14 protein-coding genes are annotated in these 18,828 nt (G+C 62.5%); 9 read left to right on the forward strand and 5 right to left on the reverse strand.

From position 1 onward, the window contains the following. Positions 1–26 precede the first annotated feature (26 nt). A complete protein-coding gene (locus HAV21_RS08690) occupies positions 27–923 on the reverse strand; it encodes a TatD family hydrolase (RefSeq protein ID WP_142939839.1) in 897 nt (298 codons plus the stop codon). 197 nt (positions 924–1,120) lie between these two features. On the opposite strand from HAV21_RS08690, the gene HAV21_RS08695 reads away from it, so the two are divergent. Genes HAV21_RS08695 through HAV21_RS08705 form a run of 3 tightly spaced genes read left to right on the forward strand, consistent with a single transcriptional unit; the run spans position 1,121 to position 6,193 of the window. Continuing rightward, positions 1,121–2,209 carry a MoxR family ATPase gene (locus HAV21_RS08695; protein ID WP_142939840.1) on the forward strand — a complete coding sequence of 363 codons (1,089 nt, stop codon included), beginning with the start codon at positions 1,121–1,123 and terminating at the stop codon, positions 2,207–2,209. Positions 2,210–2,222: 13 nt separating this feature from the next. Continuing rightward, positions 2,223–3,686, forward strand: coding sequence for a DUF58 domain-containing protein (locus HAV21_RS08700; protein WP_166841420.1), 1,464 nt, complete (start codon positions 2,223–2,225; stop codon positions 3,684–3,686). Beyond that, positions 3,683–6,193: a DUF3488 and transglutaminase-like domain-containing protein gene (locus HAV21_RS08705; protein WP_166841421.1), complete on the forward strand. Its 2,511-nt coding sequence runs from the start codon at positions 3,683–3,685 to the stop codon at positions 6,191–6,193. Before HAV21_RS08700 ends, HAV21_RS08705 begins: the two co-directional genes overlap by 4 nt. A gap of 137 nt (positions 6,194–6,330) precedes the next feature. Here HAV21_RS08705 and HAV21_RS08710 read toward each other — a convergent pair whose 3' ends face one another. Continuing rightward, complete coding sequence (locus HAV21_RS08710) at positions 6,331–7,812, reverse strand: NAD-dependent succinate-semialdehyde dehydrogenase (protein ID WP_142939845.1); 1,482 nt, start codon at positions 7,810–7,812, stop codon at positions 6,331–6,333. A 160-nt stretch (positions 7,813–7,972) separates the two neighbouring features. Continuing rightward, positions 7,973–8,842: a 16S rRNA (cytidine(1402)-2'-O)-methyltransferase gene (rsmI, locus tag HAV21_RS08715; RefSeq protein WP_208096577.1), complete on the reverse strand. Its 870-nt coding sequence runs from the start codon at positions 8,840–8,842 to the stop codon at positions 7,973–7,975. Between the two features lie 133 nt (positions 8,843–8,975). On the opposite strand from rsmI, the gene HAV21_RS08720 reads away from it, so the two are divergent. From HAV21_RS08720 to HAV21_RS08745, 5 genes are all read left to right on the forward strand, one after another. Next, on the forward strand, positions 8,976–10,814 hold the full coding sequence (locus HAV21_RS08720; protein ID WP_166841422.1) for a phospholipid carrier-dependent glycosyltransferase: 1,839 nt from the start codon (positions 8,976–8,978) through the stop codon (positions 10,812–10,814). Positions 10,815–10,827: 13 nt separating this feature from the next. After that, positions 10,828–12,660 carry an AMP-dependent synthetase/ligase gene (locus HAV21_RS08725; RefSeq protein WP_166841423.1) on the forward strand — a complete coding sequence of 611 codons (1,833 nt, stop codon included), beginning with the start codon at positions 10,828–10,830 and terminating at the stop codon, positions 12,658–12,660. Between the two features lie 153 nt (positions 12,661–12,813). After that, on the forward strand, positions 12,814–13,284 hold the full coding sequence (locus HAV21_RS08730) for a hypothetical protein (protein ID WP_142939848.1): 471 nt from the start codon (positions 12,814–12,816) through the stop codon (positions 13,282–13,284). A gap of 13 nt (positions 13,285–13,297) precedes the next feature. Then, the gene (locus tag HAV21_RS08735) at positions 13,298–13,981 is read left to right on the forward strand and encodes a hypothetical protein (protein WP_142939849.1); all 684 of its coding nucleotides are present in this window, start codon (positions 13,298–13,300) and stop codon (positions 13,979–13,981) included. 669 nt (positions 13,982–14,650) lie between these two features. Continuing rightward, positions 14,651–15,541, forward strand: a complete 891-nt coding sequence (locus tag HAV21_RS08745; RefSeq protein WP_223942608.1) for a sporulation-delaying protein SdpB family protein — start codon at positions 14,651–14,653, stop codon at positions 15,539–15,541. Positions 15,542–15,595: 54 nt separating this feature from the next. Here the strand turns inward: HAV21_RS08745 and HAV21_RS08750 are convergent, their stop codons facing one another. Beyond that, a complete protein-coding gene (locus HAV21_RS08750) occupies positions 15,596–16,771 on the reverse strand; it encodes a TIGR01906 family membrane protein (protein WP_347877626.1) in 1,176 nt (391 codons plus the stop codon). 139 nt (positions 16,772–16,910) lie between these two features. Beyond that, a complete protein-coding gene (locus HAV21_RS08755; RefSeq protein WP_347877627.1) occupies positions 16,911–17,906 on the reverse strand; it encodes a stage II sporulation protein M in 996 nt (331 codons plus the stop codon). Between the two features lie 106 nt (positions 17,907–18,012). Here HAV21_RS08755 and HAV21_RS08760 point away from each other — a divergent pair, with 106 nt between their 5' ends. Continuing rightward, positions 18,013–18,816 (forward strand): RDD family protein, encoded by an 804-nt coding sequence (locus tag HAV21_RS08760; protein ID WP_166841424.1) that lies wholly within the window; start codon positions 18,013–18,015, stop codon positions 18,814–18,816. Positions 18,817–18,828: the final 12 nt, after the last annotated feature.

Here is an 18,828-nt window from a genome sequence, read left to right on the forward strand (position 1 = left end):
GCTGAACCTGGACGCAAAAGGGCCGTTTATGCCCAGGATCCGTAGGCATTCAAGGTATTTTCGGCCAGGCGGGAACAAAGTTCGGACAAGTCATCTCCTGTCACGTCCGCCATGGACCGGACCGTGTAGGGCACCATATAGCTGGCATTTGGCTTGCCACGGTGGGGATGGGGTGTGAGGAACGGTGCATCGGTTTCCACCAGAATCCTGCTTGGCTCGGCGATGGCGAGGGCGGCGCGGAGGTTCCCGGCATTCTTGAACGTCATTGTCCCGGCGAACGACATGTACCATCCGTTCCGGTTGCATATCCGGGCGAGTTCTTCATCTCCGGAGAAGCAGTGGAAAACCACACGCTCGGGAGCGCCTTCTTCGCGCAGAACCTGGACGACGTCGTCGTGGGCGTCGCGGTCGTGAATCTGCAGCGTCAGGTCAAGCCGTTTGGCGATGTCGATGTGGCGGCGGAACGAGTACCGCTGATGCGCCAGTCCTTCACCGTGGGTCCGGAAGAAATCCAACCCTGTCTCACCGATGGCCCGTATCCGCGGATGCCGGGCCAACTCCTCGATCTCGGCGAGCGCGGATTCCAGCTCCCCGCGGGCCGCGTATTCGGGGGCGTCGTTGGGGTGGATGGCCACGGCGCCCAGTAGCCGGGGATCAGCGTCCACGGCCTGCACTGTGAATCGTGACGATTCGAGGTCGCAACCTACCTGCACGGCTCCCTGCACGCCCACCGCTTCTGCGGAGTCCATGGCATCCCTGACGGAGACCTCGATCAGTCCGTGCCTGAAGTCCAGATGTGTGTGGTTATCCATGACGGCTACGGGGAGGGGCTCCGGTGCCGGCGGGTATTCCCGGCGGGAATCTTTTTCTTCTGCTGCATCGGATGGCGCCCTGTAGGGTGCTGGGGCGAGGGAGTTGCACATGCTTCCACCTTAATCGGACTGCGGTCCTCCTTGGGCAACCACCAAGTTGTACACACTAAATTCCACATGGCACATAAATTCCGGAGCACTATGTCAGCGGCGGCCAATGTCTAGGTAGTCTGGAACGGACAAGCGGTCAACAACAACAGCGTTTAGCGAAGATTGCTGTTGCCGAGGCCACGGCTGAAGGGCGATTCATGGAGTCCAAGCAACAAGTCACCGTTGAGCCTCCGCCCGTCCAGGGCGAGGCTTACAGCACCCTGCCACAGGATGGTTCCGGGCTCAACGGGCATAGGCCGCAGGTCATGGACGCGGAACGGTTCCACGATGCCAGCCAGCGCATCCTGGGTTCCATCAATAAGGTCATAGACGGCAAAGCGGACGCGGCAAAGCTCGCCCTGACGGTCCTCCTGGCCCAGGGTCACCTTCTTTTGGAGGACGTCCCGGGCGTGGGCAAGACCCTGTTGGCCAAGACGTTGGCGAGGAGTGTGGACTGTACGGTCTCCCGAATACAGTTCACCCCTGACCTGCTTCCCTCCGATGTCACTGGCGTGTCCATCTACAACCAGTCTTCCCGGCAGTTCGAGTTCCGCCCCGGAGCCGTGTTCGCGAACATCGTCATCGGTGACGAAATCAACCGCGCTTCGGCCAAAACCCAGTCCGCGCTGCTGGAATGCATGGAGGAGCACCAGGTAACCGTGGACGGCCATTCCTACCAGCTGGGATTGCCCTTCATGGTGGTGGCCACACAGAATCCCATCGAAATGGAAGGCACCTACCCGCTTCCTGAAGCCCAGCGTGACCGCTTCATGGCTCGGATTTCCATGGGCTACCCGGACAAGGACGCCGAAATCGAGATGCTGGAGACGCATCAGGCGTCCTCGCCCTTGGTAAACGTGACTCCCGTGGTGACCGCTGCCGATGTTGCTGCCATGATTTCCACGGTCCAGCAGGTGTACGTCTCCACGGCCATCAAGGAGTACACGGTGGCCATTGGACGGGCCACCCGGGACAGCGCACGCCTTCGCCTGGGCGCCAGCCCTCGGTCTTTGCTGCAATTGTTGCGTGCTGCCAAGGCCACGGCAGCTTTGGATGGCCGCGATTTTGTCCTCCCTGATGACGTGGTGGACGTTGCCGAATCGGTGCTGGCCCACCGGATCATCCTGGATCGCAAGGCCGCGAGTTCGGGCGATACTCCACAGAGTATTCTTCGGGGCATCTTCGCTTCCCTGCCCGTTGCCCAGGAACCGCCCGGCGCATGGCGCAGGGACAGGCATAGCGTTTAGGAGACACGCCCCAATGGCGCTCATGGATCGGCTTCCCAAGCATTTATTCACCAACCGTGGCTGGGGACTCCTGGCAGCCGGGGCCCTTTCCCTGGGGTGCGCCTACGTCATGGGAAGGCGCGATCTCCTGTCCTTGGCGGTCCTGCTGATTCTCCTGCCATTGGTGGCGCTTGCCGGCGTCCGGGTACTCAAACCAAAGTTCCAGGTGTACCGCGAGTTCAACCCGTCCACGGTGGAGACCTCAAGCACCACCACTGTTCGCCTGGCCATTGCCCGTTCTTCATCTGCCACGGGGCAGGTCATCATGGAGGAGCAGTTGCCTCAGCGTTTCGGGGAGCCTCCCGCTTTCCGTTTTCCGGCCAGGTCAGCGTCAGGTGGCACCAGCCGCTACGAGTATCACCTTCGCTCGGGCAAGCGTGGACAGTTCCGGATCGGTCCGGTCACGGCAGAGTTCAGTGACCCGTTTGGTTTGTCTTTGCGCAGGCACGCAATTGACGACGGCGACCTCCTGACCGTGACGCCTGCCGCCGTCGAACTTCCCGTCACGGGCCTGGCCGGGGCGCGGGGCAATGACGGCGTGACGGCAACCCGCATCCGGGCCAATCCCAGCGACGACGACATTATGACCCGCGAGTATAGGCATGGGGACCCCATGCGACGCGTTCACTGGGCCGCTACGGCCCGCCATGGCCAGCTCATGGTCCGTCAGGAGGAGTCGGTAACCACACCGGAAGCGACTCTCATCCTTGACCAAAGGTTCACCGCCTTTGCCTCCGGAAACGGCTCCGTGTTCGGAAGCCGTGACGAAGATTCGGATTTGGTCACCAGTACCAACTTTGAGTGGACAGTTACGGCAGCGATGTCGATCGCCGCACACTTGGCGGAACGAAGTTATTCGTTGCGGCTCCTTGACTCGTTCGGTGGGCCGGCGTTCCACCGTTCGAGGTCGGCCGCGGATCCTGATGCGGAGGAGTTCTCGGGTGCGGGCGGCCTTCAGGCAATCGCCGAGGCTTTGGCGGCCGTGGAGCTGAGCGGCCCCCGGCACGTCAGGCCGGATCACCACCGGGCCGAGAACGGGGACCACAAATCCGGTCCGGAACATAAAGAGGGCACCTCCGGCGCAGCGGGCGCGGAGACTGCGGATTCTCCGTTCAACGACCACCTGATGGACAAACTCTCGGCGCATCGCCTGCGCGGTCCCCTGCTGGCCTTGGTGGGCAACCTGACACTCGCAGAAGCACGGGCGCTCGCTCCCGCGGCCGGGTATGGCGCCAATGCTTTCGCCATGGTGGTGACCGATGCTTCGCGTAACACCGACCAAGTATTGGAGATCCTGCGCCTGGCAGGTTGGAGAGCTGCGGCAGTCACCTCAAAGACCCGGCTGACCTCAGCCTGGTCTGCCTTCGACGAGGGCGGAATCGTGGCGGCAGCCGATGCCGCCATGGATGTCCGGCGTGGAGCGGCGGTGCCCCGATGACAGCTACATCACACCAAGGCTCCCCCAAAGCGCCGACTCAACCCGGCGGTCTTTCCGGCACACCCGATTCCGGCAAGCCCGCACCCGGCAAGCCGCTACGGCCACGGGCCCCGGGGGCCGGACCATACCCGTGGGTCATGGCGGGATCAGTCTCAGTGGCCGTTCTTGGCGCTGCCCTGTCCCTGAATGGAGTCCTGAGGGGCTGGGCCTGGTTCATGCCGCTGATCACCACCGTGGTGGTGGTCGCACTGACGCTTGCTGTACTCCGAGCGCTCCGTGCCCAGCCGTTGTTGGTCACTTTGGCCTCATTTGCCTCGTTGGCCGGCATCCTCAGCTTCATTTTCTGCCGCCAGGAAAGCCTGGCGGGGTTCATCCCCACCACCGGAACCTTCACCGCCGTCGGACGCCTTATCAAACGGGCTGCAGAGACAGTGGTGTCCGAAAGTGCGCCTGTGGCACCCAACGCGGGGATCGTCTTTGTCCTCTGCGCTTGCCTGGGCCTCTTGGTGATCTTGATCGATGCCCTTGCCGTTCCCCTGTCCATGCCGGCCGCCAGCGGCATTGGTCTCCTGGCTGTCATGGTGGTCCCGGCAACCATCAAACCCCAGAGCGTGGGCGTCGCCGGATTCATGGGCGCGGCCGTGGGCTACCTGCTCATCCTCGGGTGCAGCCACTGGTTCGCCCCGGATGCGAGGTTGCAGTCGGGTTCAGGACGCGGAGCCGGGCAGTTCAGGCGCTCGGTGGTTACAGGCGGCCTGGCACTGGCCTTGACCATGACCGTTCCTGTGGTGATTCCCGGGTTCGAGACCGGCACCTTTCCGCAGGGCTCCCGGCTGAGCCCCTGGGGAACCTCCAATGGGCTCAACCCCATGATCACTTTGGGCAACAGCCTCCGCAGCCCCACCGGTTCGGGACGCATCACCTATGCCACCAGTGCCAGCGCTCCCCTGTACCTCCGCTCCGTGACGGTGGAGAACTTCGACGGCGAAACCTGGGCCCCTGATGATCGGGGGGCGGGTCGCCGGGCGGGCGTGGACAGGATCGAGACCGGATATGCGATCCAAGGCGAGGTGGTCAACGCGGTCACGTCGGTCAATGCGGGCCTGTTTTCCAGCCCTTACCTTCCTGCTCCATTTGCCCCCGCCTCAGTAAACGGCCTTAACGGACGATGGACGTGGGATCCATCAACCTTGAGCATCATGAGCACGGAGACCACCACCCGCGCGCAACGGTATGTGGTATTCTCCGCAGCTCCCAAGATCACTGCGCAGTCCCTATCTCAGGCCAATGCCGTTCCGCAGGATATCTCCGAGGACTTCCTGAGGGTCCCCGGGAACCTTCCGGATATCGTGCGCCAAACGGCTGATACCGTCACAGCATCGGCTGGCAGCAATTACGCCAAGGCGCTGGCCATCCAGAAGTACTTGCGTTCAGGCGAGTTCACTTATTCACTTCAGGCTCCCGTCCAGAATGGCTATGACGGCAACGGCCTCTCGGTCCTGGCCGACTTCCTTGCAGTGAAGAGCGGCTATTGCGTCCACTTTTCCTCCGCCATGGCGGTCATGGCACGGGCTGAAGGCATCCCCAGCAGGATTGCGGTGGGCTACGCGCCGGGCCGCCTCACGGGTGAATCGGTGGCCTTGGTGGGTCAGGGATCCTTCCCCGAATACGAGGTTGACGCCCGGGACGCGCACGCGTGGCCTGAGCTGTACTTCGAGGGCCTGGGCTGGGTCCCCTTCGAGCCGACACCGTCCCGCGGCGTTCCTCCGGACTACGCGACGGAAAGTTCGGTAGCCGGCAACTTGAGCACCAACGCGGATGAGAAAGAGGTGCTTACCACCCCCGCCCCCGCTCCCACCCCAGCTGCCCCACTCCCTGGCTTGAATACGCCTGCCGCAAGTTCGGCCGCAGTGAACCCGTGGCCAGCGATCGGCGCCGCAGTGGCCGGGGTCCTGGTGCTTGCTGGATTCCTGTGGTCGCCGAGGTTGAGCCGGACGGTGCTCCGGCGACGCCGGCTCAGCCAAAAGCCTCCGGCCGATTCCGACTTCCCGGGCTATAAGGATCCTGCCCCTGAACTGGCCTGGGCGGAGTTGCAGGATCTCTCCACCGACTACGGCGTGCCGTCAACGCCCAGCGAGACGCCGAGGCATTTCTCCGCCCGGCTGCGCTCCAGCTCCGCCTTGGGGGTCGCGGGAGGACTCGACGACGCCGCGCATGAGGCAGTCGCGTCCCTCACCTCGGACTTCGAACGGCAACGGTACGGCCGAACCATGATGATTGCGCCGTCAGCGGCCGCCCGGATCGCTGTCGTTCGCGAATCGTTGCGGAACAATGCCCGCTGGTTGGTCCGCTTCCGCGCGGACTGGCTGCCGCCGTCGATGATGCAGCGTTGGGTGCATGCCCTCGGCGCACCGTTCCGGGCTGTTGGAAGGTTCGGCACGGCAACGGGGCGGGCGATCGCTTTTTCCTGGCGCAGGCTCAAAGGATTGCTCCCCCAGCGCCGCTAGGTACGGGACCGCTGACCCGGATTCAGACGCAAAGGGCCCGACGCCGGAACTTGTGGTTCCGGGGCCGGGCCCCTGCATGTGTCAACCGTTCTTGTTGCGAGAGCGGCGGACCGGGCTCCTTGGTGGAAAGAGCAGCATTAGTCGGCGTACGGGTCCGCGATACCTACGTACTGGGTGTAGAGGTACTCTTCGATGCCTTCGGAGCCGCCTTCGCGGCCCAAGCCGGACTGCTTGACTCCACCGAACGGCGCGGCGGCGTTGGAGATCACACCGGCGTTGAGGCCGAGCATGCCGGTCTCGATCCTTTCGCTGATGCGCAGGCCGCGGTTGAGGTCCTTGGTGAAGACGTAGGCAACCAGGCCGTATTCGGTGTTGTTGGCCAAGCGAACAGCGTCGTCTTCGGTGGAGAAGGTGATGATGGGCGCTACCGGTCCGAAGATCTCTTCCTGCAGAATGCGGGCATCGGCGGCAACGTTCTTCAGCACGGTGGGCTGGTAGAAGTAACCGGGACCGTCGACGGCGGCACCACCGGTGACTGCTGTGGCACCTCCTGCTACGGCTTCGGAAACCAGGGCGTGAACGCCGTCGCGGGCCTTGCCGTCGATCAGCGGGCCAACCTTGGACTCCGGCTCGGTGCCGCGGGCGGTGGTGAGTGCGCCGATCTTGGCGGCGAACTTCTCCGCGAAGGAATCGGCGATGGACTCGTGCACAATGAAGCGGTTTGCTGCGGTGCAGGCCTCGCCCATGTTGCGCATCTTCGCGGCGATGGCACCTTCAACGGCCTTGTCCAGGTCCGCATCCTCGAAGACCACGAACGGGGCGTTGCCACCCAGTTCCATGGAGGTGCGCAGGACCTTGTCCGCGGCTTCACGGATCAGGGCCTGGCCCACCGGGGTGGAGCCGGTGAAGGAGATCTTGCGGAGACGGTCATCCTTGATCAGCGGGCCCGTGACAGCGCCTGCCGTGGAGGTCTGGATGACGTTCAGGACACCGGCGGGAAGGCCGGCTTCCTGCATGACCTGGGCGAACAGGAGGCTGGTCAGCGGGGTCAGGTTTGCGGGCTTGAGCACCATGGTGCAGCCGGCTGCGACAGCTGGGGCTACCTTGCGGGTGGCCATGGCCAGCGGGAAGTTCCACGGGGTGATCAGCAGGCAGGGGCCCACCGGCTTCTTCTGCACCAGCAGGCGGTTCTTGCCATCAGGTGCTGCGGAATAGCGGCCGGACACGCGGACAGCTTCTTCCGAGAACCAGCGCAGGAATTCGGCACCGTAGGTCACTTCACCACGGGCTTCGGCCAGGGGCTTGCCCATTTCCAAGGTCATCAGCAGCGCGAAGTCTTCGGCACGCTCAGTGACCAGCTCGAAGGCACGGCGCAGAATCTCGCCGCGTTCGCGCGGTGCGGTGCGTGCCCAGTCAGCCTGGGCGGCAGCAGCGGCGTCGAGGGCGGCAGCGCCGTCTTCAGCACCGGCATCGGAGATGCTGAGCAGGACCTTGCCCGTCGCCGGGTCCTCAACATCAAAGGTCTTTCCGGAACCAGCCGGGCGCCACTGACCGTTGATCAGCAGGCCGGTAGGGACGGAAGCCAGCAGTTCGCTTTCGCGTTCAACCGTGACAGTCATGGCGACTCCTTCGTCTTGGGTGCTTTGGAGAATTGCACCACAGGGGTTCGTTGCCGGAAGTGGCTTGAATTACTGCCACGGTACTGCCCCACGAGAAGCAGTGTCTACGCCTTCACGCACTGCCACATGGTCGTCGATTTGTGCAGGTGCACAGCATAGGTCAGCGCGCTGCTAGTACCGCTGAGTAGAGCTCCCGCTTGCTGACCCGGGCCTCCTCGGCCACTGCGGCTACGGCCTCCTTCAACCGGATGCCTTGCGAAATGAGCTCGTTGACCGCTGCGACGTGGTCCTCCGGCTTGCCGGGTTCCTGTTCGGGCGCACCGGCCACCACAACCGCGATCTCGCCACGGACCTCGTTGTTCTCTGCCCACTGGAGCAGTTCACGCAACGTGCCGCGAATGACTTCTTCATACGTCTTGGTCAGCTCACGGCAGACTGCCACGCGGCGATCGGCCCCGAAACGCTCATGAAGTGCCCGCAACATGACCTCAAGCCTGTGCGGGGCCTCAAAGAAGACCATGGTGCGGCGTTCGTCGGCCAGGTCTGCAAGGCGTGAGTTCCTGTCCCCCGACTTTCGCGGCAGGAATCCTTCAAAGCAGAAACGGTCGGTGGGCAAACCGGATAGCGCCAGCGCCGTCAGTACCGCGGAAGGGCCGGGAACCGCCGTGACCGTCAGCCCGGCAGCAACCGCACCCTCCACCAGACGGAAGCCGGGGTCCGAAACTGCGGGCATCCCGGCGTCGCTGACCATCAGGATGGTCTTGCCAGCGCGGACGTGGTCCAACAGTTCACCGGTCTTGGCTACCTCATTGTGCTCGTGGTAGCTGATGACGCGTCCCTTGACTTCAACCCCAAGGGCAGTGACCAGCCGGTGCAAACGGCGGGTATCCTCTGCGGCCACGATGTCCGAGGTGCCAAGGAGTTCAACCAAACGCGCGGAAGCGTCCCCGACGTTGCCTATGGGTGTTGCCGCCAGGACAATCCTGCCCACGCCGGGAGTTGCGCCCGAGGCAGTAGCCGCCTCTTCCAGGTTCTCGTTGAAGGGAGCTTCGTCAGGGGTGCCGCGTTGTTCGTCCACCTGCCAAGCCTAATACCGCGCGGGGTTCAGGGTTGCAGGCGCGGGGTTCAGGGTTGCAGCAAGGATGGAAAGGTAGCATGGGCGGGTGAACCAGTCGCCCGTTCCTGCCACCGCTTCCGGATCCCCGGCAGCGTCCCCAGCGAGCCCGGAACCTGAAGACTCCAAGGCCGCGGAGAACAACGGGCAGTCGGACACACCGAAACCCGCAGGCACGTCGCGCGCCCATCCGGAAGAAGCCCCGCCCGCTGAGACCGGGCCCAGCCGAGGACTGCCCGGCCGGGGTGTGCCCGGCCGAGGCCTGGAGGGGCACCGCTGGATCGCACGGCCGTCCGAGGCCTACACTGCCGCGGCGCTGAAGGAACGTCTGATCGGCGCAACCCAAAGCTGGCGGGACTACCCGGCGTCCCTGCGCTTATGGTTTTGGCTGATCCCTACCCTCACGGCAATCCTGGGCGGCATTCTCCGCTTCTTCCGCCTTGATGCCCCGCACAGCCTGGTTTTCGATGAAACGTACTACGTCAAGGACGCCTACTCCTATGTGGTGAGCGGCTACGAACGCAGTTGGCCGGCCAACGCCAATGACTCCTTCATCGCCGGCAACCCGGATGTTCTCCTCAACACTCCCGAGTACGTTGTCCACCCACCGGTGGGCAAATGGATGATCGCGTTCGGGATGTGGCTGTTTGGCGGCGATAACCCCTTCGGCTGGCGGTTCAGCGCAGCTCTGGCGGGCACGGTGACGGTCTTCCTCGTTTCGCTCATTGCACTGAAGCTGTTCCGCTCACACACCCTCGGGGCGGTTGCCGGTCTCCTGCTGGCCATCGACGGCCATCACCTGGTGCTTTCCCGGACGTCCCTGCTGGACGTGTTCCTGGCCCTGTGGATCCTGGCCGCTTTCGGCGCCTTGCTCATGGACCGCGACGACGGCCGACGCCGTTTGGCGTCACGGCTTGCCGCGCAAGCGGCTGCTTCGCCGGGCGGCCTACCCACACCCACCCAGCTGGTCACCGGTCCCTGGCTGGGCATGCGGTGGTGGCGGCTGGTTGCAGGGCTTTGCCTCGGCCTTGCCGTGGGCACCAAATGGTCTGCCCTGTTCTTCGTCGCGGCTTTCGGCATCATGACCGTGCTGTGGGATCTGAACGCCCGCCGTGTCGCCGGGATCCGGAGCTGGTTCAGTGCCGGCATCATCAAGGACGGCCTGCCGGCATTCGTGACCATCATTCCCATCGCTGCAGTCACCTACGTGGCCACGTGGACGGGCTGGTTCCTCTCGAAAGACGCCTATTACCGGCAATGGGCTGCCACCAACCCTGCCCCGGGCTGGGATTGGCTGCCCAACTCCGTGCGCTCCCTGGCCCACTACCACCTTGAAGCTTACAAATTCCATCAGGGCCTGAGCTCGGACCATCCGTATGAGTCCAGCCCCTGGACGTGGCTCATCATGGGCCGTCCCACCTCGTTCTACTACCAGACTCCCAAACCGGGCACTCCCGGCTGCCTGGCTGAGACATGCTCTTCGGCCATTCTGCCCGTGGGTAATCCGGTGGTTTGGTGGGGTGGAACCATCGCGTTGGTGATCCTCTTGTTCTGGTGGGCGGGCCGCCGCGACTGGCGGGCCGGTGCCATCCTCGCCGGCGTGGCAGCCGGGTACCTTCCATGGTTCATGTACCCGGAACGCACCATGTTCATCTTCTACGCCGTGTCCTTCGAACCCTTCCTGGTTCTGGGCCTGACATATGTGTTGGGGTTGGTGCTGGGACGCAGCAGCGACCCCGTCTGGCGGCGACGGTCCGGCCTCTACATTGTGGCTCTGGTCATGGTGTTAGCCGTGCTGGCAACGGCATTCTTCTATCCGGTGCTCACGGCGGAGGTCATCAGCTACCAGGAGTGGCGGATGAGAATGTGGATGCCATCATGGATCTAGGAGGAGTCAAGTAGTGAGGGAAGCAAGCACGGACCTTCTGGTCGAGGCGGACCCGGATACCAACGTGACGGACCTTCTTCTGGAACGCTGCCATAAGGATCCGTTCGGAAACCTGTATGCGCATAACACGGCGAACGGTTGGTTGAACGTCTCCGCTGCGAGGTTCCTTGGCGATGTTACCGCCCTGGCCAAAGGCTTGATCGCAGGAGGACTCAACCCTGGAGATCCTGTAGCGGTGTTGTCCCGCTCAAGCTTTGAATGGACTTTGGTGGACTTCGCCATCTGGATGGCCGGCGGAGTCACGGTGCCCATTTATGAGACGTCGTCGGCAAGCCAGATCGAGTGGATCCTGGCCGATTCCGGAGCCCGACGCATCTTTGTGGAGGACGCCGCCAAAGCAGATCTCGTCCATACACTGGTGGAGCACTCTGCCGTCCTGGGCGAGGACCCCGTGGCCATCATTCGGATGGAGCACGACGGCGACGCACCCAACCTGACCAGCGTCTCCGCCGTCGGGATCGGCGTCATGGACAACGAACTGGAACGCCAGCGCAGCGCAGCGAACCTGGCCAGTGTCGCCTCCATCGTCTACACCTCCGGAACAACGGGCAAGCCCAAGGGCTGCGAAATCACCCACGGAAACTTTGTCCTCGTGGCGCGGAACGTCATCCCGTTCCTCCCCGAGCTCCTCATGCAGCAAGGCGCGCGGACATTGATGTTCCTGCCCTTGGCGCACGTCCTCGCCCGCGCAGTCCAGGTAGTCTGCCTCACTGCCGGCATTACTCTGGGACACAGCGCCGGCGCCAATGGACTAATGGCAGACCTGGGATCCTTCAAGCCCACTTTCCTGCTCGCCGTACCGCGTATTTTCGAGAAGGTCTACGCCGGCGCCAGCCACAAAGCGGCCATGAGCGGAAAATCCGCGCTCTTCTCGGCAGCGTCCGCCACCGCGGTTGAGTATTCGACGGCGGTGGACCTCGCCGCCCGTGGCGAGGGGCAGGGGCCGGGTTGGCTTCTGGGCATGAAGCATTCGTTGTTCAACAAACTCCTCTACCCCAAGGTGAGGGAGCTGTTCGGCGGCAATGTAGGTTACACAGTTTCCGGTGCCAGTCCCCTGAGCCTGCGGGACAACCACTTCTTCCATGGAGCCGGTGTTCCGGTTCTTGAGGGCTATGGGTTGACGGAGACTACTGCGCCCTGCACGGTCAACACACCCACTATGTCCCGGATCGGGACCGTGGGGATTCCGCTTCCGGGGACCACCATCAGGGTGGCCCGGGACGGGGAGGTGCTGGTCAAGGGCATTGGTGTCTTCAAGGGCTATCACAACAATGAAGAGGCCACCCGGGGTGCCTTCGTTGACGGGTTCTTCCGCACGGGAGACCTGGGCGAACTCGACGCCGACGGCTTTCTGACCATCACCGGACGGAAAAAGGACCTCTTAGTGACCGCCGGAGGAAAGAATGTGGCGCCGGCTCCGCTGGAGGAGAAACTGCGCGAACACCCCTTGGTGGGGCAGGCCGTGGTGGTGGGCGATGGCCGGCCGTTCGTCGCCGCATTGCTTGGCCTGGACCCTGACGGGCTTGCTGACTGGTGCGCGGAGAACAAGGTGGCAGCCATGTCCCCCGACGAAGCCGCCGCTGATGACCGGGTGAAGGCAGCGGTTCAGTCTGCAGTGGACGAGGCCAACAAACTCGTCTCGGCTGCTGAATCCATTAAGAAGTTTGCCTTCATCACGGCGGAGCTCAGCGTCGAGTCCGGGCACCTGACGCCCTCGCTCAAACTGAAGCGGGCTGCGGTGCTCAGCGACTTCTCAACGGCAGTGGAGAAGCTGTACGAGAAGTAGCGCACCACCTAGGTAGCTCCGGATCACCACCTAGTCCTTCCAACTCAGCACCTAATTCGGCGCCAATCACCACCTAGTTGGACCGATTCCCCTCTAGGTGGCGTTGTTGTCCCCGTAACGTTTCCTCACGAACCAACGTTCAAAGGGGAACTCATGTCAGATCCATCGGCTGGGCCGGCTCGGGCACTCTACTACTCCCGGGTGCGGGCAACACTGCTGCCTCGTTACATCGGGCTCACGATCATAGCGGTCGGCATGCTTTTCGTAGCCCTGTCAATGGCTCAGCAACGCGTCGACTTACTCGTCCTTCCGATCATCTTCTTTCCGCTGGGATCATTTATCGGCTTCATGACGGTGACGGTGAAAGTCGATCTCCAAAACGTCGTGATCACCTTCTGCGACATCGTCAAACGCACCCTACCAAGGGCAGGAATTGCAATTGTGACCACTGATAAAACGGCCGGTCCCAGCGGCTACGGAATCCGATATATGGGACCCGGCGTGGTCGGTTATCTCGTGGGCGGTCCCGAGGTCAATATCGAGACGAAGTCCGGCAAAACCTTCATCGCCAGCACGGACCGTCCCGACGAGCTCATTGCTGTTCTAACCGAAGTAAGCAACTAAAGAGGAGAAGCAATTGTCGAATCGAACTTGGCCATTGTCAGCAGGAGCTGTGGCACTGAGCGCAGCCCTCGCCCTAGGCACGAACGGGGTCGCAACAGCAGCACCCCCAGAAACCCACGCCGTCACGCGCCATATAGTGAAGGATGCTACGTCCGAGGGCAAAGCGCTCTTCAAGGCCATCTACTTTGGCGTGGGACCGCAGGTAGCTGAGGTTCGGGAGAAGCTGGCCGACGACTCCTACGTGTCCTTCACACAGACCGCGTCGAGCCAAGAGGGACAGGATCTGGCAGCGGACGCGGTTGTGGCTGCTATCGAAGCCAAGAATCCCAAATTCTTCGGAACCTTCCACGCAGCCCTGATCAGTGGGGACGTCCTGCGGGTTGATGCAAAATTCAAGCAAGTCCAGAAGGTCATGACGGACCTCCTGAAGTCCGAGCCACAGCAGGTTACGGCATTGGCAAAGTCAGACACCGCGAATCCGTTGGCGGCCGTACCCGTCTTCATTTGGGCCGCAGCTGTGTGGGATGTCGCTGCGGCGGTCAACTACGCTGTCGGTGTCAACGTTGCTGTTGCCGCTGCAGCCGTCGTCGTGGTGTACGCCAAGGTCGCTTTCTGGCCCTCAAGCGCAACCACGGGTTCGCAGCTGGAGAGTGAGAACAGCATCTCCCAATTCACTGCCGCTCTTGCGCAGGACTGATCCGGCCGCGATTGATGACCTGCGAACAAACCGTTGAGGGTGTCCCCGCTACTGGCCGGACACCCTCGACGGGACCATACGTCCTACCAATTCATCTGCTGGCCCCGACGGCCGGCCTTCTGCTTCTGGGAGCATACTCCATCTTTTCGTCCATACCGTCAACGATCCTGACTCTGCCCTACCTGGACCAAATAAAACCGAACGCCGTGTCAGCTATGCCTCAGGGGTGGGCCTTTTTCTCCAAGTCGCCCCGCGATCCTTCCGTTGCTCCTTACCGCGAGGATGCCAGTGGCTCTTTGGAGTCGCTCAGCCGACTCCCAACCACCCGCGTCGAGAATCTCTTTGGTGTTAGCAGGGAAGGTCGCGCCCAAGGCGTTGAGGTCGCTTTGATATCCAGCGGATCCGAGGCCGGAAATTGGATGGATTGCTCCAGCCCTGTAGTTCAGGAATGCGTGGAACTCCTGCGTGACGCACCCTCGATTGCGGTAACCAATGCTGTTGCCTCGCCCACAGTCTGCGGTGATGTGGTGCTTGTGCAAACCACGCCGGTGCCTTGGTCATTCAGGCACCAAACGTTACTGAGGGATAGGGCCGATAAGGCCGTTAAGATGCGTGTGGACTGTCATGGTCGTTAGGCTCCCAACCATCGTCGCGATCCCGCGAATAGCAATGCCATTGGTCTGGTCCCCGTTCTTGGGAATTATACGAAGCCTTTTGGCAGTGGGAACCATGCTGACGTTGGTTTTCACGAGCAACGACGCACTATTCAGGCCGGTTCTTGGTGTGGGCGATTATCCCCTGTGCCGCGGCGTTGAATCATTGGGCTTGTTCTGTGTCATTCCGCGTGAGCAACTGGGTCTATCCAAAGTCCTGGGGATCTTTATCCTGTTGCTGGTGATCTCCGGAGTCTTGCCCCAGCTCACCGGTGTCCTGCACGCATGGGTAGCCTTCAGCGTTGCAACGGGCATCTCAATTCCGGACGGCGGCGACCAAATTACGTCGAACCTGGCACTACTACTAGTTCCTATCTGCCTCACGGACCCGAGGATGAACCACTGGCGCAGCGCCCGCTCAGGAGTCCGATTGTTGGCATCCCGGGCTGGAACGGCCGGAGTTTCCCTACTGGCCCTGAAGTTGCAGGTCTCTATCCTCTACTTCTATTCAATGACGGGGAAGATATTCCAAACCGAGTGGGCGGAAGGGTCTGCCCTCTACTACATCGGATCTGGCTTTTTCGGCCCCTCGGGAGCCCTAAAGGACGCTTTCGGCCTGCTGACGGACAATCCCGTGGTATCCCTTGGCATGTCGTGGGGCGCACTCCTGATCGAATTGATGCTCGCCGTTACGTTGCTGACCCCCGACAAGTTCCGCCTCGCCTGGTTCGCTCTGGGCGGTTCGCTCCATGCAGGAATCGCGCTGTTCCTAGGGATCTGGAGCTTCCAAGTAGCTATGCTGGCTGCCCTGTCCCTCCTTACGATTCCGGCTACGTCACCGGTCTATTCGGCAGGATTCCGCCTTCGTCACTTCAGGTTCAAGACGGCTTTCGTAGGGACTCGATAATCCCGAACGAATGCAAACCGGAAATTGGCGGCTTAGTGTCCGTTTAGCTGGCCCCTAACGGCGGGATTCCGAGACTTCCTGGCGAAGGCCAGACGACTCCGACTCCTCGTCTGCTTCCCGCGCGGAAGGTTCAGCCTCGTCCGCGGCCTCCTGCTTGTCCGCAACGCCGCGGCGCCGCTTGGTGGGCCATGTCAGGATGAACGTGACCGTAGCCGCCAGGAATACCAGAGCGCCGATCACAATGCCCGCGTCAATCCAGAACTGGCCCGGGAAAAGCCGGATGAGGGTGTCTTCCAGCGCGAAGGTCCATGTTCCGTTGGCAAAGAAAATCCGGTGGAATTCCGTGAAGAACTGCTGCCAGCTCAGGGCGGCCAGGACAGCTAGACCAATGATGATGACCAGCGTGACAATGGATCCGGCAAAGAGACCTCGACGGATCCCGCCATTGCTCCGCTTACGCAAATACAGGATGGCGATGATGCTGAGGATGATGAGCAGGAGCCCTGCCCCGAAGGAGGACAGGATGACCAGCTTCACGTCGGCCATATGGGAAACTTCGCTGTCCGTGAAGAGCTTCTCCCCGTCCTGATTAACCAAGCCTCCCAGATACCGGGGGCCGGCCCAGTTACTGAGGTAGTCCACAGCGTACGAGCCGTACGTCATTCGGTCGTCAGTGCTGAAGCCGTATCCGTCGCCGGGGAAACCCGGACGGTTGTACTCCACCCACAGGAACAACGGACTGGTGACTGCCCGGACGGCGAGCACCAGGAGAATGATCGGGTACGAAATGGCCAGCAGCACCTGAAAAACCCGAGGCCCTATTGGCTTCACCTTTGCCGCTTGCTCGCGTTCGGCGTTCCGTCGCGCCACTTCGTCTTCCGGCGGGCGGACCTGAAGGGCCGACGTCGGCAACGGTTCAGAATAGTGCGCCGGCGCCTTGCTGGTGGAGGCTTCGGCAAGGGTGTCCGCGAACAACGGGGTTTCAGTACCGGCGTCGGCAGCTTCAGCAGCTTTGCGGTCCGCGCGGCTACCGGGCTGGCCCTTAGCTGGCGTCGCAGTTGAATCAGCTGAAGATTTTGCTGCCACGGTGGTGGCTCCAGTGGTGGCTGCAGGAGTGGCCTCGGTGGCGCCGCCGGACGTTTTTGGCTTCATCCAGTCGAAGGCCGGTTCGTTGGGGTCCTCGTGGACGGCCGTGTCCGGTTCTTGTGGTTTTTGGCTCTTGTCGCTCACAGCGGGTTCACTTCCGTAGGCATCCACCGGCGATTGCTTGCGGCCGGCTCTCTTGTCTGCATTCGAGCCTACCGCCCGGCCTTACAGAGACACGCGGTGCCACCCCGGCTGCGACCAGATTGAAACGCAACTGTAAGCTCTACGCTGCGATGCTGCGGTACCCGGCGTCGTTGGCATCCATGTCTCCCGTGACGCCCCCGCGGACGGCCTTCCCGCCCAGGACCAGCGTGTACACCCAGTAGCCTGCCAACACCAAGGCGCCGATAGCGATCTTGGCCCATACGGGCAGGGAACTCGGGGTCACAAAGCCTTCCACAATGCCGGAGACGAGCAGGACGAGCACCAGCCCCAAGGCAATGGTGATCAGGGAACGGCCCTCATCAGCCACGGCCTGCAGCCTCGTCCTCGGGCCCGGCCGCACCATGGCCCAAAAAATCTTGAGCCCCGCAGCACAGGCGATGAAAACGGCCGTAAGTTCCATGAGACCGTGCGGAAGGATGTAGCTGAAGAAAATGTCCATCTTCCCCGTCGCAAGGAAAAGTCCCGCAGCGATTCCCAGCCCCTGCGCGTTCATGAACAGGATGAAGGGCACCCAGAATCCGGTAACGCCGAAAGCCACGGCCTGAGCTGAGATCCAAGCGTTGTTGGTCCACACTGCGCCGGCAAAGGAGGCTGCCGGATTCTCGGAGTAGTAGTCAATGAAGTCTTCCTCCACGTACTGCTGCACTCTGGCGTCACTGGAGGCCACAGCCCTCAATGCCTCCGGTGAGGTGCCAATCCACAGTGCATAAGCACCCGCCACCAGGACAAAGGCCAGCCCGCACCACAGGGTCAGCCACCGGATGCGGTAAAACGCCGCAGGAAGTGAAATGACGAAAAACCGCGCCAGATCCTCCATGAAATTCGAGCGGGCCCCGGTGAAACGCGTCCGGGCCTGGGCCAGCGCTGCGGACAAGGATGCGGACAATCCCGTCTCCGGTGCCACAGAACGGATCAAGGAAAGATGCCCGGACACCGTCTGGTAAAGGCGCAGAAGTTCGTCCGCCTCGGCACCCGTCAGCCTGCGCTTGTGCGCCAGGAAATGAAGCCGCGACCATTTGTCTTCATGTACGGCCGAGAAGGCATCAATGTCCACGCCACCACCCTAGCGCCTGTATCCACCGTGCGGTCAGCCCCGCCGCTAGACTCGTTGATGCGGGCGATCACAGCGCCCACAGAATTGGCAAAACTTGGGGGCAGGCATGAGTTCAATCATCACAGGCGAGGCAGTAGTCCTCGAGCTTCGCCCCGCCTCCTTTGCCGCGCGGGCCCTGGGCCTCATCCTGGATGTCATCTCCCAGGTGGTCCTCGCAATACTCCTAATCATCCTCATCGCCTCAGCCTCCCGGGACCTTGACGATGCCGCCATCCGAGCACTGATCCTCAGCAGCGTTGTGTTCTCCGTGGTCATCGTCCCCGTCACGGTGGAGACCCTGACCCGCGGGCGTTCCTTGGGAAAGCTCGCAACAGGGCTACGAATAGTCCGCGACGACGGCGGGTCCATCCGCTTCCGGCACGCCCTCATCCGCGGGCTCCTCGGATTCCTGGAGATCTACCTGACCTTCGGCGGCCTCGCAATCGGCGTGGCACTCTTCAACGACAAATCCAAGCGCCTCGGGGACATCGTTGCAGGCACCTACTCCCTCCGGCAACGAGTACCCTCAAAGCCCCGGATCATTCCCGTAGCCCCGCATCATCTTCAATCATGGGTGGCCATGGCGGACATCGGCAGGGTACCGGATGCCACCGCCCGACGGGCTGGAACCTTTGTACAGCAGGCTTATCTCATGGCCCCGGCCTCGCGCGTCAACATGGCCGCATCGCTCGCATCCGAACTCGCAAGGTACGTGGCACCACCCCCGCCAGCGGGCACCATCCCCGAAGACTACATAGGCGCAGTCCTCGGGGAACGGCGCAACCGCGAACTCATCCGCCTGCGGCAAGCGGAACAGCGGAACGCAACCATAGGCGAGCGACTCAGGAAACTGCCGTTCACTGACAGTTAGCGCCCCGCTACC

Source organism: Paenarthrobacter sp. MSM-2-10-13, assembly GCF_011605365.1.
In the GTDB taxonomy this organism is placed as follows: Bacteria; Actinomycetota; Actinomycetes; order Actinomycetales; family Micrococcaceae; genus Arthrobacter.